This window comes from Lacticaseibacillus jixiensis (assembly GCF_042847315.1).
In the GTDB taxonomy this organism is placed as follows: domain Bacteria; phylum Bacillota; class Bacilli; order Lactobacillales; family Lactobacillaceae; genus Lacticaseibacillus; species Lacticaseibacillus jixiensis.
Genome location: NZ_BAAFPR010000018.1, coordinates 36,066 through 60,788 on the forward strand (window position 1 = coordinate 36,066; position 24,723 = coordinate 60,788).

Consider the following 24,723-nt stretch of genomic DNA (forward strand, 5'->3'; position numbering starts at 1 on the left):
TCTCCTTAATAGCGCGGGTAAGCGATGAAATTCTGCTTCGTGGCCGCTGGCTGCTTGGCATAAGCGGCATCGAACTTGGCTTGATCGAAGTGCAGTTCAAACACTTCTGCATCGCTGGTGCCGTCAACGAAATCAAACAAGTCGCTTTGCCCATCGTCTAACAAGTCTTGCAAATACACGAATAATGCATCCACGACCGCTTGTTCAATGCCTTTCTTACCGGCAAAATCAAACATTGCCAAATAACTGTCGGCGTAATCAGCGCCGTCGATGCGGGTGCGGTCATAAAACAAAATCGCATCAGTGTAGTCCACCACGTTGCCTGATTCAACTTCTTCGCCGGCTTGATCTTCAATATCAAAGGCGTCTTGGGCATCAACGTGCATGGTCATTTCCAATTCGATCACATGCGCTTGTTGATCCCAGTTGAGGTTCAATTCCCCGTCAAAATCCAGCGCGTCCATTTTGTCGCCGATATAGTCGAGCATGTTCGTTTGTGCCATGTTGTCTTCCTTTCTGGTGCAGGGTCACTGCACACAAGCGACGCATCGCCGCATTCCGCTTGACAAGCCTTGACTTGCCAACACATTGTCATCTTTATATGATAGCCGAAACTGGCGTTAGTTTCCACTGCTTCTTACACCTTGTTAGACGCCTGCAACCTTGCAATCTCGCTGACACATCAACTATTGCAGCGAGCTGCTTACAGAAAAATCCCCGCCGGCAGTGCGAAGCGGCTATAATTAACCTCATATTACTGAGGAGGATCATCATGCCTGATACCACTTTTGCCCAACTCGTGGCCACTTGCGCCGACGAATTGGTTTCTGCCGAATACACTGAAGACCGCATCGCCAAGCGCTTAAGCGACTGGCAAGCGAAGAATCCTGACGCCGATGCCGCATTGTTGGCCACTTATCAATTGAATGAAGCGCGCGGCTTTTCCGAAGCGCTGTTAAGCGGCGTGTTGGCAGCCTTGAACGCGCAAGGTTATTTGCACCAGCCATGAGCCAAAAAGCCTGCAACGCCACTAACTAGGTGATGGCGTTGCAGGCTTTTTAAGAGGCACTTTTACAAGATGCGCGGCAGCACCGGGCGGCTGAAGTAATTGCCTTGCCCGTATGCCGCCTCATAGCGATCGCACAAACGCAGCCCAGCGTCGCTTTCGATCCCCACTAACACCAATTTCAACCCATATTGTTGACAGCGCGCCTGCCAGAACGCCAGATTGGCCTGCAATTGCGTCAGCTGCTCAGGCGTAGGCTTGACGATCAGCGGTACTTTCACCGTATCAAAGAACCGGATCACTGAGGCAAAGGCGTCAAACTGCGCCGGCGTGGTGCACCCATCAATGGCAAAATGGATCCCGCAAGCCGCATAGTCTGGGGCATATTGGGCAAATAACGCCGCATCAGGCATTTGTTTGAGTTCGATGCGAAAATCAAAGCCAGGGTGGCTTCTGGCATAGGCGATCAGCGCCGCTTTCAGCGGTGCGTTCACCAACTGCGCGCAAGTAAAGTTCATCGCCAAAGCCGGCGTTTCCAGCTGGGTGTGGATCTTAGCGATCAAGGCCATCAAGGTGGCTAACGTCACTGAGAAATCAGGCGCTGCTTGCCAGTGCCCGGCGGCATAAACTGATAAGCGCAACTCGTTGGTGACCACTGTTGAATCTTTGATCCGCATCACCGGCTGGGTGTAATACGTATAATTGATCATCACCGAGTGGGAATTGTTCAACAAATCTGCGCGGCCATCCACAGTGATCCGGTCACGACCGTTTTGCTTGGAGAGATACAAGCTGTCGTCTGCGCGCTTCAACAAGTCATCAAGGGCCACATCGCTATTTTCCAAATAAGCCACGCCAATGGAAATCGAACAGCGCAAATGGTCATGCGCATAAGCGATGGGCACCGTGCGCACCGCCGTCCAGCAATTGCGCACCAACGCCACTGCCTGTTCCAAGGTGCTGTTGGCCATGATGATGGTCATTTCTTCGCCGCCGGTGCGATATAGTGCCGCATCGATTGGCGCTTGGGCCAATTGTTTCTGCAACAAGCGCGTGACTGAAATCAAGACCTCATCGCCTGCGGCATGGCCGAATTCATCATTGATCGACTTAAAATAATCAATATCCAACATGGCCACGGCCATCGGCAATTGTTCTTGTTGACAGCGTGTAAACGCCGCTACCCCTTGCCTGCGCATCCGATTGAGACTGTAAGCATGCGTTAAGGCGTCATACATCAGCGAATTGCTGAGCCTGGCCCGCTCTTGGGCGTGTTTGTGCACCCGGGCAATATAAGTATAAGCATAGGCACTCATGGCAATAAAGATAATCGTAAAGCGCCACTGCTCCGCTGTGGTCATGTGCACAGTCGTGGTCCAGGCCAAGATGCCCAAGATACTAAACAAGCTCAAGTTTGGTGCCGCTTGGTAATGGAAGCAGCTTTGATAACGTCTGACCACAAGACATGTGACGGCTAAGATCACTGCCACCAGTACAAACAATTGCGGCTGGAACGGATGATTGATAAACCACACCAAACTAAACTGCGCCCAATACCACAAATAATCCGGCAGTGAATTGGTTTCGTCCAAGATCGGATAAGCCGCAGCAAAGAGCAACAAGTTGATATACATCCCGCTGCCTTGAAACACCGTCAAGATCGCCGCTTGCAAACAAGCCAAGACGCTGAGCAACACCAATTTGCGCAACCCGCTGTTGACCAGCCGCTGCCAACGGGTATCACCGCCGCGCAGGCGCAAATAGACATTAGAATCGTAATAAGTTAAATATCCTGCAACAAAAAATATTGAGGTGACTAATCGCCCCAACCAGGTTCCTAATGCCATTGTGTTCCCCCGTGATCACACTCACACTGATGAGTTTCATAATCCTTTTCATTTAAACGCAATGGTTAACACCTGTCAAATCAAGGCGCCGCCGCTGTCACGTTTGGCGTCGGGTCAGAAATTTCCCACTCACATAAAAAAAGGCAAGCCCTCGGTTGATTCCGAGCGCTTGCCCTTTTAAACAAGTCAATCAGTTATGCAATGAATCATGCACCACAGGCATGGCAATCGGCTTGCGGGCTTTGACCACCGGCACTGGTTTGACGTTTGGTGCTGGCACCGGTGCGCCTTTGATAATGGTTTGCCAAGTCGAATACAGCAACAACGCTGAGACAAAAATCAACGGGAAGCCGGCAACTGAACAAATCGCTTGCACCGTTTCAAAGCCGCCAACAAACACGATCCCGAAAGCAAACAACATGAAGATCACCATCCAAGACATACGGTTGACCAAGCTTGGCTGCTGCGTGGCGCTTAACTTCTTGGAAGTAAACGTCGACACGATGTAAGCCGATGATGATACCGTCGTGGCTAAGAAGATGAAACATGACACACCGTATACAGCGACCATCACGATTTTCAACGGCAAAGTTGACAAGACTTGCGCAATCGCTGCGGCTTGACCTTGACTGTTTAACGTGGCGATCAGATCCACCGCGCCGCTTTGTTGCAAAGCCAGCGCATAACCGCCTAAGATCGCATAAAAGCTCATGCAGCCTAAAGCACCATACGCCAACATGCCAAAGATCACCTGGCGAATCGTGCGGCCTTTGGAGATACGGGCGATAAACAAGCCCATAAATGGCATGTACGTCAACCACCAGCCCCAATAGAATACCGTTTGGGCTTTGATGGCGCCTGCGCCGGCACTAGTGGTCATCCCAGTACTCATTTGCACAAAATGCGTCACCATGAGTACCAAGCTGCGGCCTTCGCTGCGAATCAAGGTGCCAGTCGGTCCAACAATCAACACGATCACCAGAAAGCCAATGGCCGTCCAGATATGTGCTGAACTCAACTTATCGATGCCGCCTTTAAGCCCTTTGACCATGGTCAAAGCAAAAATCAGCAGCAGCACGATAAACATTGAAAGCTTCAAGAAGATGGTATCTGAAACCCCAGTCATTTGGCTGATGATCTTGGCTAAGACAGGAATTTCCATGCCAACGGAAGAACCGACCCCGCCCATGATGCCAAACACGACCAAGAAATTAACCACCAAGCGCAGCGCCTGCTTCACACGGCCTTTGCCTTGCAAAATCGGCATTGCGTCAGATAACGCCGTGACATGGACATGCTTGACAAACATTTCATAGCCGATCAACACGGCAGCTGAAGCAAACATCATCCAAGCCATCGGCCCCCAGTTGAACTGACCGAGCATATGGGCATATTGATAAGCCTGCGCCGAACCTGCCTTGGCACCAAACAACGGTTGTTGCACATCGCGTAATGGATCGACCATGCTTAACATCAAGATGCTGGCATCAATGGCAGTGGCAAACACCATACTGCCCCATTGGAAGTTGCTATAAGCCGGCTTGTCATCGGCTTTACCTAACTTGATGCGGCCAAAGTGGCTAAGCGCCAAGTAGATGAAGAAGACGAAGTTAATAATGTAAATACTTAAATATAACCAGCTGAAGTGGGCCGTTAAGCCCGCCATCATTGCGGCTAAGAAAGTCTTCAGGCGGCTGCCGCCAAGCAATAAGCCTGCCGACACCAGCATGAACAAACCAGCCGTTGGTACAAAAAGACGTGCGTTGATATTTTGTCTGTTTAAAATAAAAGTGCTCCTAGTTCCCGACGACGGTTATCACGCACTGCCCCTACCAAGCGACGGGTCATAGACGCCGTCAATAGTCCTGCAAAGAAAGTTCTCTGCTCCCGTTTGAATTATTCAAACGCTTGGCACATACGCGATGGATCGAACCTGTTGAATAGTCAGTCTTGGATCACATTACCCTCTCTATCCAGCCGGTGAATGATGCGCGCTGGATTACCAACAATTACCACATCGGAACCAAAAGACTTGGTCACTACAGACCCGGCGCCGATCACCACGCGATCGCCAATCGTCACGCCAGGCAAAAGCGTTGCATGGCCGCCGATCCAGACACTATCGCCAATGGTGATCGGCTTGCCTAACTCCACATCGGCATCGCGCAGCTTGGCGCTTAGCGGATGCACCGGCGTGTAGAAGCCCACATCAGGCCCCACATAACAATGGCTGCCGATGGTGATCGGGCATGTGTCCAGCAAGGTCAGGTGATAGTTGGCATAGAAGTGATCGCCAATATGGATGTTGAATCCATAATCGAAGCTCAGCCCGGCTTCCATAAAGCAATCATCCCCTGTATCTTCAATCAGCGCCTTGACTTGCTGCATGCGCTGCGCGTTGTCGGTGGTGTTATTGATCTGCAACAGGTGTTCTCGGACCAATTTGCGCCGCGCGATCAATTCCGCGTCGAATTGTTGATAAGGTTGGCCCAAGGTCATTTTGGTTCTTTCAGTTTCTATCATGCTTCTAGCATAGCACTAATTGGCTCGTTTGTGAAAAAAACGGGCCTTTTGTCAAAAAAAGCCCGTTTCCGGGCATTTATAAAATCAAAAATATTCACAAGATTTCTGCAAGTCAAGTGTGGGCTGATCCTGCCGGCACCTGCGCTGCCAATGCCTGGGGCACCACCACTTTCTCCGCCGGGTTGTTGGTCAGCTGCACCAGCTCACAGCCTGCTGCTTGGGCTTGGCTTTGGGTCAGCTTGACTGCCGCAATGTCTTTAAGCAGCAAGGCTTGATCGAGATATTTGCGGGCTGTGATCGTGGAGACATGCAGCAGCTGATGCAGCTGCTTGGCCAAGCTTTGATAAGCGCCCACCGCCTGATCGGGTGGCGTCTGGGCAACGCGCTGTTGCAGCCACGCGATCGCGTTTTGCGGCACCCCGCCGCTTAAATCGCCAAAGCGCTTCTGCACTTCGAATTCGTCATAACACCACGCCAAGGCAGAACGGCCAATACGCACATTCAGCGCCAAGCGAAAGTGCGCCGCAAATCTTTCCCAATGCACTTCATCAAAGTTCGCCACGACATACACGCGATATGATGGCCGCTTGTTGCCGGCGATTTCTCGCACCATGGCCAAACGCTGACCGGCTGCAGTGAGTTCGTCAGCAGTAGCCACTTTCAACATACCGGCAATGCGCAACACCACCAAGGCGTTGCTCAATTGTTCGTCACTTAATTCATTGGGCCGCTGCATGCAAGCGCGAATCGCAGCGCGCGTTTCATAGAAGCCCGCACCTGGCGTCCAAGCCAATTGCCGGCCGGAAACCACATTGGCTGCAGCCAAATACACCGCTTGCGCCACATCGGCTAAGGCCCGCTTGGCCAAGCGATTCGGGTCGGCTTTGCTATACGCTTGAAAAAGCACCTGTTGGCTGGCTGGCACGCGGCGATTGCGGCTGTCGCTGACCTTCAGCAACCGTCGCCGATTCGCCAAAGCGCGCTGCAACGCTTCAGCAAAATCTTCGCGCTGTGCCACTTCTGGATAAAACGTCTTCAAGAAGTCTGGCAAGGTATCGGCAGCTTCGCCCATTGCCGCAAGCAGCGCCGGCAGCAGCGGCTGGGCTTGATGCGGGGCACTGACCACAGTTAACTCACCTGCTTTGCGCACGCGACAACCCAATAAGCGCCCGGCGTTGCTGGCTTCCAGCACTTGCGTCAGCGTGTGCTTATTGCGCATGCGCATGCGCGAGTGCTGAGTCAGTTTGCCCACTTCTTCTATATTTTCTTGCCAGTGTGCCAGCAATTCTGCGTGATCAAATTTCGCCAATTTGCATCCCTCTTGATGGATTATTTAATGTCGTAAGTTTACTACATAAATTGCGGAAAATAAATGAATATTTTCCCATGCCGAGATTCGCGTGACGACCGGAGACCAAGCATAATTTTGCTTAATTAATACGCGTCATATTTCTTTAAGTACGCCGTTGCTAAAAAACAAGCCCAAGTTCGGTTGCGCTGCAACCCTGCGGTAACCCGCAAGAGCCAAATACGAACCCTGTGGTCCAGCAAAGTTGCTGGGCCTTTTTCGTGCAGGGTCAAAACCGTGGGCGCTGCCCACCCAGCTGGCTGCACCAGCTAAGAAACACTTGCGGAATCGAATGGAGGTGATACCATGACTACAATGTGGCGTAATCCAGTTGGTCGTTGATTCTTCGGTGAAGCCTTCGTGCATATGCGCGAAGGTTTCCTTTCTGGGAGAAGCCACACCTACCATAGAGGAGTATCATTCATGTCACAAACCTTAGGAAATTTCTTCCGTCAGTTTCGCCAGCAACGCCAAATCAGTGTTCGGGCTGCTGCCCACGGTGGTTTAACCGGCGCGTCAATTTCACGCTTTGAGCGTGGGCAATCTGATATTGCGACAAGTGCCGCGATCCGCCTGATGTTCAATATTGGGATGACGCCTGCGGACTTATCAGAACAGATCACGCCCAAAGGCATCAATACACCTTTCAAGATCCTCGTCGACCACGGTCGCAAACAAGTTGGTGTCGCATTAAACCAATATTTGGCAAGCTGCCAGTCAAATCGCATGACCGACTTATTAGCAAAGCTTGTCCGATTGTTCAGCGATAACGCGACGACTCGCCCGAATGTGTCAATCGATCTTGAACAACGCGTTGCCGATTTTCTGGCCTACCCGTTGACTTGGGGCGCCTTGGAGCAAGTGGCCCTGCTGGCGATCTTACCGTATTGCAGTCAAGAATTGGCCGAGCTGCTTTGGCGCCGCATGTATGTCCAACACCAACAACAACTGCACTGGTCCCCTTATACCATCGGCTTCTCTGCTTTGATCATGGCCGCAACCGCGGATCAACCATTACGCTTACGCCTCGATGAAGATATCGCCAAATTGCTCAATGTCAAAGCCACCCAATCCCGTACCCGCTCGTCTGAACCCTTATTGATCGCAGCTCGCCAATTGTGCCAAGGTGCTGACCTGCAAGCGCTGATGAACGCTCTTAACACGCTCAACGCCCACAAACTTGCATCATTTATCACCCAGACCATTAGCCAAGAAGGCCAAGGCCGAGCGCCTTGGCACAATAATGCCTTGCATGATAATTTTGATCCACAGCTGGCGTTAACGCCTTCGGATAACTTCTTTTCAGGCATCAGCTTGGGCAAGCTGCGCCGCCAACGCCAACTCACTTTAGCAGAAGCCACCGGGCAAGCATGGTCGACGTCCAGTCAGTCCCGCTTTGAATCATCACAAAGTACCTTGGCCTTCTCGTCGACCCTGCAATTGATTCAACAAATGGGTTTTTCATTTGCACAACTGAGTGTTGGCAACGACAGTATTTCAGCCTTCCATCGCACTTATTATCGACTGCGGCATATGGCCTATGATCGTGAAAACACCAAGCATTCACAGGCAGACTATTTGGCAGTCATCAGTCAATTCGAAGCCGATAATCACGACCTGCCGCCGATCATGCTTAAGATGCAATACCTAGCCTTATATCAGACTGTTGTAAACTTTTCTCCGGATATTCTTGCATCTACAGAATTGACACCAAACCTGACAGAGGCTGATCAATTACTCATTTGTCAGTATTATGAAAGTCTAACGTTGCCCAGTCTACTTGATATCGAGGTATTGGTCCAATTGGTTGGCATGCTCAATTATGAGGCATTTCACCGCATCATGCATACTGTTGTTGCACACACCCAATCGGACACCGCTGCTAAGAATGAATTGTTCAATAATGCTCGTTTTTTCATTGTCGGCGCGTTGTACTGGCAAGATGCGTCACTACTCAATGAGCTCGAGGCTTATTTTGCTCGTGATGCCGATTATGATTACAACAGTATGGTGACTCGAGAAGTGACATATGTGCACTTGGCAGTCGCTGCGTTTCACCACGACACACCGGCATTACGTCAACAAGCTGCCAAAGTTATTGCCGCCATGCGCTTCTTCATCCCTTTTCCAGATGGTGCTTACATGCCGAATCGTTGGTTGGACTTTGCTTTTGACAAGAACTATGAGCAACTGGAGAAAGCTTGATCGTCATCCTGGCAACCGGCAACAAATAGCGCTCACAGCACTCGCGCATCCATCGCCATACGAATGCGTTCAGCGGTAGCCCTTGGTGTCAGCTGATCAGTATCGACCATCAGATCATACTGATGGCCCAGATGTACCGCCTGCTCCCAGCGTTGTGTGATCATCGCACTTTCGCTCTGTCCCCAAGTGGCCAAGCGGCGTTGTTGGATAACTGCCATTGGTGCCGTGACGCCAACCAACAATAACGACAAGTCGGCAAACGTTTGAAGCATCAACGGCCAAACATGCTGCGGGGTGGCATAATCATCGTGGATATCCAAATCAGCAACGACATTCAGCCCTAAGCGCGCATAGCCGGCAATGCTGGCAAACAGGCCTTGATACATGCGCTGAATCAACGGTTCCAGTTCCGGACGCTCGCCGCCTGGCCGCAATCCAATGCCTGGCAAGGCCGAAGCCGGCGTACATGCCATCATGTGGTCAACGCCTAGGTTTAACCACACCCCGGAAAAAGTAGTTTGGATCGTCTTGGCCAGCGTTGTTTTCCCAGAACGCGGCGCGCCGTTTAGAATGATAATCTTACCTGGCAATATCGTATTTCCTTTCATTAACTCGAACTCGGCTAACCATCGGGTGCAAATGTTGGTTGCGCTTCTGACAACAAGATTAACACATTGAGCTGATCAAGTGCGCCCTAATACGAAGCGTGATTTATCCTATTTTGGTGCCGTTGCAGCTCGAATTATACTTGCTGTGCCTTCAACAAAGCGGTAAACTCAGTGCTAGATAGCTATACTTAATCGCGAAAAAATCGACCGGCCGGTCACAAGAACAGTCTTCCCTCAGACATGCACTTGCATATCTGTAACGTTTGGCAATTGCCAAGGAAGAACCGTTCTGACATCAGCCGGTATTTTTGTACGCAAAAATCAGACATCGGTATTGCCTAGGGCACCGCACCTGCTGAATCCCACCGATCTGCCCACGTTCACATCGTAAAGGAGAACACCATGTTATCTGCAAACAACGCTCTAATGACCACCTTGAATGACATCCGCGAGGTCTGGGGTATTTTGTTTCACCCAGACCACCTAGGTAAAGCGGCTCAAGTTCAAGCATTCATGTATATCATCAAAAGTACGCTATTTGATATCGTGGCGATTTATGTCATCATGTGCGAAATTCTCGCCTTCATCCGGCTCTACACGCATATTCACAATAACCGCCAAGCCCAATCGCAAACCAATGTTGCCAGAAAGTCTCGGTTATCCAATCGATATCTGGCTTGGCTATTAATGCGGACCAAGGAATATTTCACACCTTTAAGCGCATTCTTTCTCATCGGACGTTGGAAACTGTTCATTATCCCACTGGTACTGGGCCTGATTCCTTTACTCAACTATCTGATTGTTTTTGTTGGAACAATGGTGGTTTTGTTTCCAGCGATCGTATTGTACTTCGCTGCATTTGCGATATTGTTATGGCGCCTCAGTATGTTCCTCGCCAAATATGTCACCATCATTGCAAGATTCATCTTCTCGATTCTTGACCACTTCAGTCTGCATGTCACAACTGGCACATCATACGGCCCCACAGCGCACAAAGGCGGCGACTTGGGCACCTACAAAGATTCTAGCGGACGTACCCGTGTCGTTAATTCAGACGGTTACGCTCGGGATTTCGGTGGTAATAAAGTCGGTAAACTGGGCTCCAACGGCAAAGTCAAGGATCTCAGATCCAAGGACAACAGTCGGCATCTATGGTGATCCTGAAGCTCGATTCATACAGTAACCGGCTAAACACTTACCTCACAAGGAGATCATCGCATTGAAAAAGCTAACCGCCTTTACCATTATTGCCATGACCACACTCTTACTGTCTGCTTGCGGCAACAATTCGTCAGCAAAAGACTCAAACAGTTCCAAAGACAAATCGGCCTCTGTCTCCCGCGCAAAAGCTGAATCAGCTTCAAAGCAAAAAGCCTCATCTGAATCCAAAGCCAAAGCTGTCTCAGAAGCTGCGGCAAGTTCCAAAGCAAAGGCCGACGCCGAATCCCGAGCTGCTGCATCCAGCGCTGCGGCAAGTTCAAGTGCCGCTGCCTCTAGTACTCAAGCAACGATCAAGCCGCTAACAAGTCGTGATTTCGAAACTGTCGAAACCATCATTTGGGAAGCAGATAAAACCTTCGACGAGAGTCAAATTGCGGATCAAAAATTGGTAAACAACACAATGGGCGTTCAAAGCGATGGCTCATTCGTGATTGATACATATGGTGGGGCTAAGGGGCTCAACGTGTATACCGTTATCCCTAAGTCTGGAAACCAATACGAAGTCGTTGCTCAATATGGCTCGATGCAAACTCAAGATTCACTGGCATCATGGGATAAAATCACGAAAACCGTAACAGATATCTATCGATAATCCGGTTGCAGCTCTCGGATTTGCTGATCACAAGTTTAGTTCATGCGATTGCATAACTGTTTGCATTTTGTCTTGTCACCTGTTACACTCGAACCAATTGAATACGTGTATCTGGGGTGCTGTACAAGGCTGAGATTATACCCATCGAACCTGATCCAGGTAATGCTGGCGTAGGTAGATCACATCTGCACGTGACGTGCGGTGTTTTCTTGTATCTTCAGTGTGCCTCCAGTTACTCGATTCAGAGAAAGTGGAGGTTTTTTTGTATGGGAAAATCAAATGTACAGCGTCTGGCAATTCTGGCGATGATGATCGCCTTAGACGTCGTGTTGTCGCCACTGTTTCGTATCGAAGGCATGGCGCCAATGTCCAGCGTGATGAATGTCTTGGCTGCGGCAATCATGGGGCCGCTGTATGCGACGTTAATGGCTTTGATCTGCGGCATCATCCGCATGGGCTTGATGGGCATCCCCCCATTGGCCTTGACTGGGGCGGTGTTTGGCGCGGTATTGGCCAGTTGGGGTTATCGCTTAGCCAAGCACAATTGGGGGGCTGCGATCGGTGAAATCATCGGCACCGGCTTGATCGGGTCGCTGGCATCATTTCCCGTGATGGTTTGGTTCACCGGCAGTACCCAAGCCTTGTATTGGTTTGTCTACACGCCGCGGTTTTTTGGCGGGTCGATTTCCGGATCGATCATCGGCTTAGTCGTGTTGTATCAACTTGACCGCTTAGGGATGACGGCAAAGCTGCAGCGGATCTTCAAAGGAGTCGTCCATGCCAAAGTCACTGATTGAACAATTTCCAGCCGTCTTCAAGCAATCGTTGCCGTTTACCACGCCCCCATTGGTGCAGTGTTTGACCAACGAGATCTCTGTGGAAATCGTTGCCAATGCCTTATTAGCCGTTAATGCCAAACCGGTCATGGCCGATGATCCTCGTGAATTGGCTGATTTTATGGCCCAAAGCGATGCCGTGTTGTTAAACTTAGGACACTTATCGGCTGCTCGCGAAGCCAGCATTCGCTTGGCCAGCACCACTGCAAAAGCACACCGGCAACCAGTTGTAATCGATTTGGTCGGCATCGGCGCCAGCTCCATTCGCGCTGCCTTAGGCCAACAGTTATTAGCCGATGCCCCCACTGTTGTCAAAGGCAACTTAGGCGAAATGCGACATCTGGTCGGTTTGCCCAGTCGTGCACGCGGTGTCGACAATCATCAAGCTGACAGCGCAGCATTGGCACTAACAGAACTGGCCGATCACCTGCGTGCGTTCAGCAAACGTTATCCGCATACGATTTTCTTGGCGACTGGACCAACTGATCTGGTGGTTTCTGCGACATACGCTTGGCGCCTTGACAATGGCGTTTCGCAACTCGACCGCTTCACTGGTACCGGCGACATTGTCGGGGCTTTAATCGCCGCTAATTTAGGCAATGGCATCGAGTCGTTTGCGGCCACCTGCTTGGCGGTCAGTTACTTCAACTGTTGCGGCGAAGCGGCGCAGGCCATGGCACTGCAAGCCGGGCTGGCCACGTTTCGTTTGCATGTTATCGACCAGCTGTCATTATTAGGCTGCAACTCGGATTGGACAGCTAATATCAAAGGAGCATCCCTATGAATCCAAGTAATCTGAAATTATATCTGGTGACGAATCGCTATCAAGATTCCACTGCTGATTTTCTGGCTAAGGTTGAAGCTGCTTGTGCCAATGGCGTGACCATGGTCCAGCTGCGGGAGAAAAACCTGAGCTCGCGAGCCTACTATGCCTTGGCCTTGCAAGTCAAGGCCATCACGGATCGCTACCAGCTGCCGTTGATCATCGATGATCGCGTTGATGTCTGCTTGGCTGTTGATGCCGCCGGGGTCCATATCGGCGATGATGAGCTGCCTGTTGCCGTCACCCGCCAATTATTAGGCCCGGATAAAATCTTAGGCGTCTCCAGCAAAACCGTTGCCGCTGCCAAGCAAGCTGCGGCAGATGGCGCTGACTACCTCGGCGTCGGTGCGATTTACCCGACCCAAACCAAAGCCCACGCGATTCGCACAACGCTTTCTACTCTGACGGCGATTGCTCACGAAGTTGCCATTCCGATCGTCGCGATTGGCGGCATCAAGGCCCATAATCTGGCCAACTTCCAACACACTGGTGTGGCTGGGGTAGCGATCGTCAGTGAAATCATGCAAGCCGAAGATGTCGGACAGATGGTTCGGCAATTGTGCGATCAAGTTGATGCGATCAGCTTCTAACCTGGGCGCTAAGCAAACAAATCCCCCAACCAAATACGCTCGGTTGGGGGATTTTGCTTGCCCCACTTTTGCCCCCAAACGGCATATTTCGGGCAAAAACAAAAACTCCGAAATGCCTTCATATGGGCATTTCGGAGCTAATCAGTAGCAAATCGGAACTAAAATAAGGAGAGTACAGGATTAGTATGGGTGCTATAAACGTTGATATAACGGCATTCTTGCTCGATTTTGCCCCACTTTTGCCCCACAAAAGATCCTAAAAATTCGGCGCTACGCCGGCCAGTGAACTCGCTGGCCGGTCTTTTTTACAGTCAGATATAGCCCTTGTCGCTCCGCTCCTGGCCGTACGGCAAGACATAGAAACGTCTTGCCATCAAACATTAAAGGAGTGTGTTCTCATGCAAGCAGATCAGGAATTTAGACAAAAGGTCTTCAACAATTATCGGGTTGCCATGAATGTCTCACTAGAGATTCTCGGCTATGATTGGGTGCAATTTCCTTGGCAGATCATTGCTCAGTTGCACAGCGACTGGGAAACCACAAAAAGTAAGTCTCGCAAACAGCAACTAGCTATTGTCATCTCGGCTATGCGTGAATGGAGGCAATGGCTTAGCACACTTGGTAATACGGTGATACCTGATTACTGTGACGAAGATATGTGGTACACGGACTAACCTATCAACCCTTCATCTTAATTGATGGAGGGTTCTTTTTTTAATCCTGTAACCGTTGCACGCGGTGCTTACCACCCCGAGGAGCCCGCAAGCATCAACCATGGGGCGGCGAGTATCAAATGCGCACAGACGCCCTTAAACCCTAAATATCATTGTGCTTGGCTATTCATAAATTTTCCACTCTGGCCGTCTTTCCTTGCTGTTGATCACAAAGACCTCAGGCCCCAAGTGCGGTGCTCGCTCTGCAAGCGGGGCGTCCAAGCCCGGGCCGCAAGGTTCAGTCGTGTAGTTCTTGAAAATCACAAGTCGATTCCATAGGAGGAATTCATCATGACAAACATCGACACTTTAGGTATCACCTTACACCGTAACGACGTCGGCGAATACGATCCTGACTACGACATCATGGACGAGTCTGACATTTACGTCACCGTCGCTCGCTAACACACATTCCATAGGAGGAAATCACCATGACTAAAGCTTACAAAGATATGACCGACACTGAAAAAGCCGCATACATCGCAGAACTCGACTCCAATCGCGTAGCAGCCGGAATTAAGAACGCGCTGTTTACGATCGTCCGCCAATACGATATCACAGATAACGCCGACGGGTCGCGTTCAGCACGTTTCCGCGTTGTCACATACATCGATCATAAGCCTGTCTATTTCGGCGCTAGCGCATACATCCGGCCAGATCATCCCGCCCAAGAAAACTACTTCAAGCAGCTCACACAAGGTAGCCGCTGGAGCATCGACTACAAGCCTTCCAACAAAGACGGGTTCATCGACATTTTCCGGGCTTTTCCACGCCCACGCAAAGCCGAACCAGCCGCCTAAAGCCGCGAAAACTCCAAGACAAATTCCGTCTTGGAGTTCTTTTTCTTCTATATAGGGAGGTACATCTGCATGTTCAAACTTTTACCGGCAAATATTGGCGATTATGACGCCATTGAGGTCACAGAGTACTCATACGCCGCCGGCATTGCCATCGCACTACGTAGCTCAACCGATCCCGACCGCCTCTTGCCGCTAAGCGCATACGTAGCGCCCTTTCCGGAATACGAGACCTTTGCCGTTGATTCGCTGACACCACAAGCCAATCTTGACGACTTAATCCGATACGGCTGCATAACGCCATCACTGTATGGCACCGTCCGTTCGGCCTCAGGCATGACTACATACGACGTCTATGAAGCCAACACAGATCTAATTTCCCGCTGGAACGACTGCCACACCCTCACATAACGAAACCCCATCAAGCTAAAAACGGCCTGATGGGGCTATTTTTTCATCCAAAATCAATCTCCACAAGTGTGGAGCGTACAGCAGTCGAGTAACATGCCGCTCAGACGCGATAGGAGCATCCCCACGGGTTGTGGGGCAAATCGCTATAACTCCATTATACAACATCTCGACCAGCATTATTGGCGGCATGACGATCCCGAATACGATAAACTTGTTGTCTGGAAACATGTCTTTGGTGTGCAATGTCAGAAATGCGTTTACCAGCATCCAAATCTTGACAGATAGCGGCATACATCATGCGTTGCTCTGGCGTACGAGCATCAGGCGCATACCGGGCTGGACGACCTTTATATTTCCCCTTCTCTTTGGCAATGCGAATACCCTCCGCCTGCCGCTGATGGTTTTTCTCGCGCTCATTTTGGGCGATATAGCCAAGTAGCCCAATCATCAAATCTCCCAAAAATTTGTCCAACGTCTTGTTGCCAGTATTCATATTTAGAAATGGGGCATCTAATACCGTAAGCGTCACTTGCTTGTCACGCAACTTTTTCACCAAAGCCCCAACGTCATCATAATTGCGAGATAGACGGTCAAGTGACACGACGACCAACTCGTCACCGCGACGAACAAACGTCATCGCTTTTTTGAGTTCAGTACGTTGGGTGATGTTCTTACCTGACCTCTTTTCGACAAAAAGTCCATCTTCTTCAACGCCATATTCTTTAAGTGCCACCAATTGCCGATCAAGTTTCTGACCAGTGGAGCTGACACGCGCATAGCCGACTTTCATAATTATTGGCCCTCCATTTTCGTACATATTAAACGGACACTTTTGCTTCCTCATAATACAAGGGTCTTTGTCCGTTCTTGGGGCATGCCCTACCGGACACGACATATCTTTAATAATACTCAGCGATAGCTGACCATATTGCGATTTGGCTAAACTTCTTGAACTTTTTCTGGCGAAGTGACGTCTCCAGAGTATGATGATGGGCTACCCTAGTAGCTACCGCGACTGCTCTGCGATGGTCGCGGTACGCGACGAGACTTCGCCACGTTATGTTGTTTCCAACAGTAGGATAGGAGGACATTTTATGTCAGACAAATCAAAGATTGATCCAAAGGCAACGCCCCTGACCCAAGACGATGTGCAAAACGACGAGTTTCAAACAGCTTGTGTTTGTACCTCTTTAATTCAGCTACTTGCGGTAATCTAAGAGCTGTTCCAGCTTCTGCAAGAAGGCCTAACTGATAACGTAGCTTTTTGGCTGTTGCCTTCTCAGTTTTGTCAGTACTTTCTAAGAGCCCATCCAAGTATTCTTCAAAATCGCTATATCCATCTGAGTCTCGGTAAAAGTCGATGTCGTATCTACTCATATCTAGCTCGCTTTCTCAGCCATTTACTGCTCTGTATTATAGCAATATTGCTATCAATAATTTCGCCTGATGTACTCTATCCCGATCTGTTGATCTATTGTCCGCAATACGAACAAAATTTGCCGCTTTGTCTTAGTTACTGTCGACGCGTACTTTATGCTACTTCAAAATATACGAAGGCAGGCACCATTGATCGTAATTTGATCAACGGTGCCTGCCTTTTTAAGTCCTTCTTTGCTATCTTTCGGTGCTTTCTTCATTCAAGTTACAAATACACAAACAAGCGACCAAACACATTCTAGTATCAGTGTATTGATTTTCATCGGCATTTTCCATCAATGATGTACAACAGATTACCCAGTCCGTGATTGCAGGCGGCGTTTGACGTATTTTAGCCAATGCTCCTCTCCAAGAAACTCTAGCGTCTCAATTAATTGGTCATTAGTCTCCCCACTCGCTTTTCCTGCTTCGTCTTCTTGCAACACTGAGAAGATTTTTACAACAAGCCTTGCCTTTGAATCGCCATATATTTGTGCGACCTCCCGAAGCTCACCAATGAATCGACGTAAATTATCCAAGTTATGATGCTCATACAACAGCTGTGTTCCATTGATCAAAAACTTAGTTAAGTCAGCGGAATAGTTTGAACTATCTAAGTAAATCCGCATATGAGTGACAGCCTCGTCATACTCTGCCCGAATATTTTCGTCTGAAAACAAGAACATGCAGTTGGTGTACAGCACAAGCTCAAACCTTCCCCAGGGATAAATACGATCCAGATAGCTGATCACTTTATCCTTGATCTTAGCAACTTCAAGTCTGGTCTCTCGGTCAACTTCATCGCCCCTTTGCTGGCGTGAGAAGTATTTCTTAATTAAGAAGTACTGAGCATACAAGCTGTAATAGAAAAAATCACGAGTCTCTTCAAATAGATCCCGTAGCAGTTTCACCACTGATTCTTCAAACGGTTTCTTAAAGCTTCGAGAAACCATCCGCGCAACAATTCGTTTTTCTGGTAACGAGTCTGCGTCCGCAAGCAGAAACTCGAACTCCTCTAGGCTGACATTCATAGTCTCGCAGTATTCGCTTAACAACATGAACGAAATACGAGTCCCATTCCGTTCAAAGGATGCTAACGTATTACGGTTAGACGAGCCCCTCGCACACAGTGCTGCTTGCGATAAGCGTCGCGCTTCTCGGAGCTGCTTAACTAATTGACCACACTCCATAATAATTCACCCCCGCGTTTGTAAATTTATTGTAAAGTTCAGTTGGAATTCATGTCAATTTATAGAATGTAACCGGATTCATTTATACTAATAATATTGATAGGGCATCACAGATGTTCGGAAAGGAGGAACCAACATGATCAATGTGCCTTTGCCAGTACCGACATGGGAAGAAATTGGATTACGTTAATCCGGCAGACTCAAGGAGGTGTATATATGCTCCTCTCATTTACAAACATTTGTCGAACTCTACTAGTATCCTTACTCATCATCACTGGGGTATGTAGTTCGCCAGAATTAATCACTGCTGCAAGCACTACGCCACAGACTCAATTAAGCTTGTTGGTAGACGAGCCAACAGTGGTTTCAATAGAACAATATGAAGATAATATTCAGGGCGTTAATTGGGTAACCAGTCAAGAATACTTAAATCTCTTAACTGAAAATTTGCAGCCCTTCATCCTGTATATTGGCTCTTGGATGTGTAAGTATTGTCGAGCAGCATCAACTGAACTATCAATGTTTATTAGTAAAGCATCCATCCCAGTATACTATCTAGATACTGTTGATTCGTTTGAAGATACGTCAAGCGCAAATATCGACGACATTCTTGAAACTTTAGCACCTTACAAACTACAAGGTACCCCCACTTTCTATGCATTTAGTAAAGCGACCCCAATTGCCGAATTTATCGGAGCTACTGTTACACTATCTGATCTCGTTAATCTCGAGAATAAAGCTTTAGCCTACTAGCATATTGCCGAAACTTCAACTAAATTGAGGAGGAACCATTATGTTTAAAAAATCAATCTTTACGTTATTAAGCGCAGTAACTCTTGCTGGCGCTCTTGCACCTACCGTTTCCACTCTTGCCTCTACTCAAAATTCTTCCCCTTCTTCAGTATCTATGAAAGCCGATTCTACAAGTGTTGTATACTCAGAGGATGATCCAATTACCGACAGTAAGCCAGTATATGGTAAGGATTACAACACCATGGAAGAACTTGTTTCTGGTATTTCAGTTTCTTCAGATGACGTTCAAAAATCAGCTAAAACGCTCAAGTTTTACTTCGAGACGGTAGGGCACTTTACTGAAAATGGAGAATACGAAGTAACCAATGTCCAAGCATTGGAGGCCGTTATGTCCGAGGATACCGAGGAGGGTAGAGTTGCCACAGACTTCTATAAAAACGTAGTTATTCCGTATTTAGAAAAGGGCTACGTTGACTACCTATTCTGTGTTGTTGGTAACCTCCTAGGTGCATCAGACATTAGGGACTGTATAGATGCGCTGATTCACCTTGGGACTGCTAAATCCCTTTCGACCATGTTGAAAGATGCTGCTTGGGCAGAGGCTGCTACGCTTATGCTCAAAGTACTTGCAAAGTTTGGATATGAGGGTTCTATGTATGGTCTTGTAATTAATTTAACCTATGCTTGCATCACCTGTTAATTTTCAACGTAACGCTTGTATTTTCATTACATTCGGAATCTGAATGAAGGGGATACCAATCGTGTCAATTTTATATCGAGTCTTAGACGGCTGGGGTAATCCCAGCTGTTTTTTTTTGCCAAAAAGCTCATACTTAACGTCTTTCAGTGTTATTACTCCTGAGGGCGTCTTAAGTTTAATTACGGATACTTTGCCGTTATCTAACCAGCTCTGCCTTTGGCCTCTATAGGTTATAATACCCGTATAACTATGGCGGTACATTAAGCTCGCAATTAAAGCAATAGCAACAATAGTCATGCAGATAATTCGGAAAACTCGGTAACGATTCAAGCTCATTCACCTCTCATTTTCGTCCATCATACTCCCACGAATGAGTTAAAGTAAACAAATTCGTTCATCAAGTTGGTTCCCGCATCAAGTCATCTTCAATGATCAAAACATCAAACAGTCATCGGCCTATGTGACACAATTGTAATTGTGTCACATAATCTGAAATAGCCGTATCGTTACGGACTCTAAGGCTCATCTTCAATTAAATAGCCCTGGCCTAATCCGCCAGGGCTATTTAAACTTTGGATGGCTACCTTGGGTTAATTTCCATTCGGCTACACTATACGTAGGTCGTTTGCGTTTGAACGTCGCAAGCTATCTAACCTGTTCAGCGTCATACCAACTTTCATCGGCCAGCTTTATCAGCCCTTAGGTTCCAAATTCGGACCCAACGTCTGGTAAGGATTCTGTCACAGCCCCTTCGTACGAGTGTGTTCATAAAGCATCCTTCTTCTATCCTATCCGGTCTTGTTGATTGTGTGGTCGTGTCTTTACAAATGCATCTACACAGTTCGAGATTGGAAGAGCTAACATAACCAATGCAATCGCGATATCGTGTAACTGGACTGTGTGCAAGGACATGCCCCATCCAATCATCACGCTCACAAGTAACAAAGCCAATGCTGTGAGTGCCCAAACAAGTCTGAAGTGCACTACAATTGGCAGACACGAAGTCTATGATTGGGGGTTATTTTTTGACCAAGTATACTTGTTGAAACGATCACCGCGACCGCTCCGCAATGGTCGCAAAAAACGCGACAAGATTTCAACATGTTGTAGATTGTTTCCAACAGTAGAATAGGAGGACTAGCCCCATGACTAAACCAAAGACAACACCAAAGACCAAACCCGTTACCCCTGATGACGTTAACCATGTTGAGACCCCAGAACCTGATGTTTTGGACGCTTTTATACAACAGGAACGCACAAACAAGTTCTTACGGGATCGCCTAACCATCACACACATCACCAAAGATTCAGGTAGGAGGTAAGCCGCATGCCAGTAGTCAAAAGATTTATGATCCAAGACGCCGAAACGAACGAGATGCTTTCATATGGTGATTTGACCACTACTCAGAGAGCCCTGCACCACTTACTTTGGCAAACATACGTTGATCATATCGGCATACAGAAAGCTACCGATCCTGAAACGCTTGACCCTCAACACATGAACGACGACGAACCCTGTTACCTTGGTGCTTTTGAAAGTGCCCGTGACGACATCGCAAGCAATATTGACCTCTGGACACGTCCCGATGACTGGAATGTTGCGATGCACTATGCTAAAATCCGCATTTACGCCGTTGACCCGAATCGTAAGTTTCGCAACGCGTTCGAGCCTTTCAAACCTTGGCATGAAGTCGATATTTGTGGCCCATTGCCTACCGACGAACCGACTTCCGACATTAATGAGTTGCTACAAGAGTTCTTCAAATACGAAAAATACTACATGAATGAGCCGGATCTGCCCATTGGCGCGATCTTGTCTGACCAAGAGGCCGGGCTCTTTGTAGATTCTTGGTACCAAGATCACCCAGAGGATTGGCCTGACGACAGTCAAGCCTAGCATGGCGGCATTCCTGCCGGTAGTAGTCATGCAGTGCCTTCCAAGTGCTTGCAGCAGACACCGATTCTTCCACGCCGCGTAGATCACAACGACCCGAAATGGATCCTAAAATGCCGTATGTGACCGTTTTTAGCGCGATACCGGCAATCTTCCCATCGGGCATTGATTCTCCCGACGTTTCACGCCGAATGACTCACAAGGTTCCAAAAGGCCGCTAGGACGGCTTTAAGGACACCATTTTGCCCAGATTCATCGGCGTGTTGCCCATCGGGTGCAATCCCTGGCATAACCATCCCAACTGCATCTACACTTCCGGCATTTTAGCCGCCATGCTCATGACAAAATCCGTTTCACAAGGTCTACACCGCTGCCGCTGCAATGGCTTCTAGAAGACCCCGCGCCTCCTCATTTGAAAGCTCTCTACCAATGATGGCACTGACGCCGAAAACCGCACAACGGCTATCACAGCGCCCCTTAAGGTCACTGCATTCAAACATATCCACGCGGTCAACCTCAAGCCATGACGCCGGCAGATCAACAAACCGTGTGTCTACGTACATCACCGAATAACTAAAATCACCCGCATCGATCCAATATGGCACGTCTCTCTCAGCGGCTGCTCGCCTACCGGATAACCTAACATGTTTGCTCACGCTCCTTAGTTGAGTCCATTATAGAACACTTGTTCGATTATCTGCAATATAAAAAGACGCCCTCACCGACCACAGGTGAAGACGTCTTATTTTTTTCAGATCGACCACAGACCTGAAAACATTTGGCTTAATCTTGTTTCTTACGTTTATAACCTAAGCCAGCACTACCGATTAGCAATGTTACCATACCCACCAAACCAACAGATGCTTTGGCGTCACTACCAGTTTTTGGATAGTTTGCGCGAACAGACACAATATCTAGTTTTGCATCTGATGACTTGACCGTCACAGCATAAGGCTTTGCTGGAAGTTGGTCACCGTCTGGTACTTTGGTGACAACCGCTTGATACGTACCATCTGGCGCACGTTTGAATAAAGCATTGCCAGAAGCATCTGTGATGGCTGTTTGAAATACTTTGCCAGTAGAATCACGCAACTCAACTGTCGCACCAGCCATCTTATTAGATTCATTAGCGACATTAACGGTCACATCTTGTCCAAGCCCTCGCAATACATACGTATCAGGCTTTGTGCCATCGTAAACGCTATACGTTACCGCTGTAAGGTCAGTCGAATTCCGAGGCAATACATTCCCCGTATTGACGCCAACCCAAAGTTCGTTTGCAGGTGTTGGCAGATCAATTGACGTTTTGATATTTGGACCGAATGTGTAACTTGTAGCCTGATATTTAGTAAGATCATCCGTAGAATCGGCCCTGTCGTACAACATGCCAAACACTGTGGCAGTTGCTTTAGAAGTAACTGTGTTACTCAAATCTAAGGACGGCACTGCATAATCTTCGTCAAACATATAACTCGCGTCCGTAACATTACCGGTATCCCATTTACCGGCACCTGGATCCGTTGCCAAGCTGGTCATACCACAAAACATATAGTTCATATCAGTGACATTACTAGTATTCCAAGTACTAAGGTCACCAACACTAGTCAACGCGGCATCACCACTAAACATGTAATCCATATTCGTAACATTACTAGGTAAGCACCTAACCGAAAGACGCTCAACAATCAAAGGCCTAGCAGGTGCATGGTGGCTATAAAATGTATGAACGGCCGAGCGGACAAAGTCGCCCTTGACAACCAATCTTAATCATCACGTGAACGCGGTTGATAATATTCAAACACTCATCCGTCATTTTAAGACAAACCATGTTAACCATCAGATAACTGGCGTTTAACATACGCCAACCAGCTATCCTCGCCCAAAAATTCTAGCGCGTCAATTAACGCAGCTTTCGTTTCTTGATCAGCTTGTCCGGCCTTACTCTCCTGTATGATTGAGAAAATTTTCACAACCAATCTTGCCTTAGAATCGTCATACATCTGAGCAACATCACGTAGTTCATCAATGAATCGACGTAGATTGTGTAGATTTTGACGCTCATAAGAAAGTTGAGTACCATTGATTAAAAACTTGGTTAGATCAGCACAGTAGTTGGAACTGTCTGAGTATACGCGCATCTGAGCAACCGTTTCGTCAAATTCAGACCGGATATTTTCATCTGTAAACAAGAACATGCAGTTTGTGAATAGTACAAGCTCAAATCTACCCCACGGATAAATTCGATCAAGATAGCCTGTCACCTTATCTCTAATTTTCACAACTTCAAGTTGCGTGCTTCTGTCAAGTTGTGAGCCATTTTGAACAGCTAAAAAGTATTTCTTAATTAGGAAATACTGAGCGTATAAGCTGTAATAATAAAAGTCATGGGTTTCATCAAAACGGTCCAATAATAATATCGCTAACGACTCGTCAAATGGTTTCTTGAAATTTCGCGAAACCATCTTCGCAATGATTCGCTTTTCAGGTACCGAATCGGCGTCTGCAAGAAGAAATTCAAACTCTTCCAGTGTAACATTCATCGCTTGACAGTATTCTCTTAAAAGTACAAATGAGATGCGGGTGCCGTTCCGCTCAAATGACGCTAATGTGTTCCTACTCGATGATCCCGAAGCACACAATTCAGCCTGAGATAGCCGCCGCGACTCCCGTAATTGCTTAATTAACTTACCACATTCCATAATCCATACCCCACGTCTATAGATTCATTGTGATGATATATACGATTTTGACGCCAGAAAAGAAACCGATTTCATTTGTGCACATGACTGCCGAACAGAAAAGACACTGCATGGTTATTATACCTTTGGCAGAACTCTCCTGGAAAAAATGAGATAAAATTATTTAGTCTCACTAGTACCATACATCTACCAATGAAATCTTGCGACGCGAATGAATAAATCAAAATGGCCTAAAAAGTTACTGCCTTTCACAGTCACTATTGATTCGCAAATTGCAAGAACAAGTTAGCCACCCCATGGCACGACACCGTGAGATGAACTGTTATCTTTGATGAGTTGAGCTAGCTGGCTACGACTACCTTGGCAGCTCGTCGCTGAGCTCGAGCGCGCTCAGCGACGAAGACTTCCTCGGTCGTCCGATATCTGAGTTGGCGACGAGGGAGGCGGTTGAGCCGATCTTGAGTTTCGGCGACAGCTTGTGGGCTGACAGCGTCTAGGGATTCACCTTTGGGAAAGTCTCGCCGAACCATCTTATTGTGGACCTCGTTGGT

Annotated in this window: 25 protein-coding genes, 1 pseudogene and 1 riboswitch; of the genes and pseudogenes, 14 read left to right on the forward strand and 12 right to left on the reverse strand. The window is 48.1% G+C overall.

The features are described from left to right. Window positions 1-5: 5 nt before the first annotated feature. Window positions 6-503, reverse strand: a complete 498-nt coding sequence (locus ACGG90_RS10905; protein WP_390409358.1) for a DUF3013 family protein — start codon at window positions 501-503, stop codon at window positions 6-8. Between the two features lie 269 nt (window positions 504-772). Between ACGG90_RS10905 and ACGG90_RS10910 the strand changes: the two genes are divergently transcribed. Further along, window positions 773-1,009: a hypothetical protein gene (locus tag ACGG90_RS10910; protein ID WP_390409360.1), complete on the forward strand. Its 237-nt coding sequence runs from the start codon at window positions 773-775 to the stop codon at window positions 1,007-1,009. Between the two features lie 62 nt (window positions 1,010-1,071). Here the strand turns inward: ACGG90_RS10910 and ACGG90_RS10915 are convergent, their stop codons facing one another. The 4 genes from ACGG90_RS10915 to ACGG90_RS10930 all read right to left on the reverse strand — a co-directional run bounded on the left by ACGG90_RS10915 (window position 1,072) and on the right by ACGG90_RS10930 (window position 6,685). Further along, window positions 1,072-2,853 (reverse strand): bifunctional diguanylate cyclase/phosphodiesterase, encoded by a 1,782-nt coding sequence (locus ACGG90_RS10915; RefSeq protein ID WP_390409362.1) that lies wholly within the window; start codon window positions 2,851-2,853, stop codon window positions 1,072-1,074. A gap of 190 nt (window positions 2,854-3,043) precedes the next feature. Continuing rightward, a complete protein-coding gene (locus ACGG90_RS10920) occupies window positions 3,044-4,621 on the reverse strand; it encodes a BCCT family transporter (protein WP_390409403.1) in 1,578 nt (525 codons plus the stop codon). Window positions 4,622-4,797: 176 nt separating this feature from the next. After that, complete coding sequence (locus ACGG90_RS10925) at window positions 4,798-5,376, reverse strand: sugar O-acetyltransferase (RefSeq protein WP_390409364.1); 579 nt, start codon at window positions 5,374-5,376, stop codon at window positions 4,798-4,800. Window positions 5,377-5,488: 112 nt separating this feature from the next. Beyond that, window positions 5,489-6,685: a hypothetical protein gene (locus tag ACGG90_RS10930; RefSeq protein ID WP_390409366.1), complete on the reverse strand. Its 1,197-nt coding sequence runs from the start codon at window positions 6,683-6,685 to the stop codon at window positions 5,489-5,491. A gap of 462 nt (window positions 6,686-7,147) precedes the next feature. On the opposite strand from ACGG90_RS10930, the gene ACGG90_RS10935 reads away from it, so the two are divergent. Further along, entirely contained in the window at window positions 7,148-8,929 is a 1,782-nt protein-coding gene (locus ACGG90_RS10935) for a hypothetical protein (RefSeq protein WP_390409368.1), read from the forward strand. A 32-nt stretch (window positions 8,930-8,961) separates the two neighbouring features. Here ACGG90_RS10935 and ACGG90_RS10940 read toward each other — a convergent pair whose 3' ends face one another. After that, entirely contained in the window at window positions 8,962-9,519 is a 558-nt protein-coding gene (locus tag ACGG90_RS10940; RefSeq protein WP_390409370.1) for a phosphotransferase-like protein, read from the reverse strand. Window positions 9,520-9,939: 420 nt separating this feature from the next. Between ACGG90_RS10940 and ACGG90_RS10945 the strand changes: the two genes are divergently transcribed. The 8 genes from ACGG90_RS10945 (at window position 9,940) to ACGG90_RS10980 (ending at window position 15,520) form a co-directional block, all read left to right on the forward strand. Further along, window positions 9,940-10,695 (forward strand): hypothetical protein, encoded by a 756-nt coding sequence (locus tag ACGG90_RS10945; RefSeq protein WP_390409372.1) that lies wholly within the window; start codon window positions 9,940-9,942, stop codon window positions 10,693-10,695. A 61-nt stretch (window positions 10,696-10,756) separates the two neighbouring features. Then, complete coding sequence (locus ACGG90_RS10950; RefSeq protein WP_390409374.1) at window positions 10,757-11,350, forward strand: hypothetical protein; 594 nt, start codon at window positions 10,757-10,759, stop codon at window positions 11,348-11,350. A gap of 102 nt (window positions 11,351-11,452) precedes the next feature. Beyond that, window positions 11,453-11,544: riboswitch (TPP riboswitch) on the forward strand. A gap of 72 nt (window positions 11,545-11,616) precedes the next feature. Further along, window positions 11,617-12,147: an energy coupling factor transporter S component ThiW gene (thiW, locus tag ACGG90_RS10955; RefSeq protein ID WP_390409376.1), complete on the forward strand. Its 531-nt coding sequence runs from the start codon at window positions 11,617-11,619 to the stop codon at window positions 12,145-12,147. After that, window positions 12,128-12,970, forward strand: coding sequence for a hydroxyethylthiazole kinase (locus ACGG90_RS10960; RefSeq protein WP_390409378.1), 843 nt, complete (start codon window positions 12,128-12,130; stop codon window positions 12,968-12,970). Before thiW ends, ACGG90_RS10960 begins: the two co-directional genes overlap by 20 nt. Then, the gene (gene thiE, locus ACGG90_RS10965; protein WP_390409379.1) at window positions 12,967-13,599 is read left to right on the forward strand and encodes a thiamine phosphate synthase; all 633 of its coding nucleotides are present in this window, start codon (window positions 12,967-12,969) and stop codon (window positions 13,597-13,599) included. Before ACGG90_RS10960 ends, thiE begins: the two co-directional genes overlap by 4 nt. Window positions 13,600-13,997: 398 nt before the next feature. Continuing rightward, entirely contained in the window at window positions 13,998-14,273 is a 276-nt protein-coding gene (locus ACGG90_RS10970) for a hypothetical protein (protein WP_390409381.1), read from the forward strand. 470 nt (window positions 14,274-14,743) lie between these two features. Further along, window positions 14,744-15,112 (forward strand): hypothetical protein, encoded by a 369-nt coding sequence (locus tag ACGG90_RS10975; RefSeq protein ID WP_390409383.1) that lies wholly within the window; start codon window positions 14,744-14,746, stop codon window positions 15,110-15,112. Window positions 15,113-15,181: 69 nt separating this feature from the next. Beyond that, entirely contained in the window at window positions 15,182-15,520 is a 339-nt protein-coding gene (locus tag ACGG90_RS10980; RefSeq protein ID WP_390409384.1) for a hypothetical protein, read from the forward strand. A gap of 154 nt (window positions 15,521-15,674) precedes the next feature. On the opposite strand, the gene ACGG90_RS10985 is transcribed toward ACGG90_RS10980, so the two are convergent. The 3 genes from ACGG90_RS10985 to ACGG90_RS10995 form a co-directional block, all read right to left on the reverse strand. Continuing rightward, window positions 15,675-16,310, reverse strand: a complete 636-nt coding sequence (locus ACGG90_RS10985) for a recombinase family protein (RefSeq protein WP_390409386.1) — start codon at window positions 16,308-16,310, stop codon at window positions 15,675-15,677. Window positions 16,311-16,612: 302 nt separating this feature from the next. Beyond that, window positions 16,613-16,897: a hypothetical protein gene (locus ACGG90_RS10990; protein ID WP_390409388.1), complete on the reverse strand. Its 285-nt coding sequence runs from the start codon at window positions 16,895-16,897 to the stop codon at window positions 16,613-16,615. A 353-nt stretch (window positions 16,898-17,250) separates the two neighbouring features. Next, the gene (locus tag ACGG90_RS10995) at window positions 17,251-18,126 is read right to left on the reverse strand and encodes an Rgg/GadR/MutR family transcriptional regulator (RefSeq protein WP_390409390.1); all 876 of its coding nucleotides are present in this window, start codon (window positions 18,124-18,126) and stop codon (window positions 17,251-17,253) included. 216 nt (window positions 18,127-18,342) lie between these two features. Here ACGG90_RS10995 and ACGG90_RS11000 point away from each other — a divergent pair, with 216 nt between their 5' ends. The 4 genes from ACGG90_RS11000 to ACGG90_RS11015 all read left to right on the forward strand — a co-directional run bounded on the left by ACGG90_RS11000 (window position 18,343) and on the right by ACGG90_RS11015 (window position 21,476). Beyond that, entirely contained in the window at window positions 18,343-18,879 is a 537-nt protein-coding gene (locus tag ACGG90_RS11000; protein ID WP_390409392.1) for a hypothetical protein, read from the forward strand. Between the two features lie 40 nt (window positions 18,880-18,919). Beyond that, complete coding sequence (locus tag ACGG90_RS11005; protein ID WP_390409394.1) at window positions 18,920-19,579, forward strand: hypothetical protein; 660 nt, start codon at window positions 18,920-18,922, stop codon at window positions 19,577-19,579. 1,145 nt (window positions 19,580-20,724) lie between these two features. Continuing rightward, the gene (locus tag ACGG90_RS11010; protein WP_390409395.1) at window positions 20,725-20,901 is read left to right on the forward strand and encodes a hypothetical protein; all 177 of its coding nucleotides are present in this window, start codon (window positions 20,725-20,727) and stop codon (window positions 20,899-20,901) included. Window positions 20,902-20,906: 5 nt separating this feature from the next. Further along, window positions 20,907-21,476 (forward strand): hypothetical protein, encoded by a 570-nt coding sequence (locus ACGG90_RS11015; RefSeq protein ID WP_390409397.1) that lies wholly within the window; start codon window positions 20,907-20,909, stop codon window positions 21,474-21,476. 780 nt (window positions 21,477-22,256) lie between these two features. On the opposite strand, the gene ACGG90_RS11020 is transcribed toward ACGG90_RS11015, so the two are convergent. From ACGG90_RS11020 to ACGG90_RS15660, 3 genes and pseudogenes are all read right to left on the reverse strand, one after another. Beyond that, window positions 22,257-23,234 (reverse strand): BspA family leucine-rich repeat surface protein, encoded by a 978-nt coding sequence (locus ACGG90_RS11020; RefSeq protein WP_390409399.1) that lies wholly within the window; start codon window positions 23,232-23,234, stop codon window positions 22,257-22,259. A 68-nt stretch (window positions 23,235-23,302) separates the two neighbouring features. Beyond that, complete coding sequence (locus tag ACGG90_RS11025; RefSeq protein ID WP_390409401.1) at window positions 23,303-24,172, reverse strand: helix-turn-helix domain-containing protein; 870 nt, start codon at window positions 24,170-24,172, stop codon at window positions 23,303-23,305. A 341-nt stretch (window positions 24,173-24,513) separates the two neighbouring features. After that, a pseudogene (locus tag ACGG90_RS15660) lies at window positions 24,514-24,723 on the reverse strand (IS30 family transposase); the annotation flags it as partial.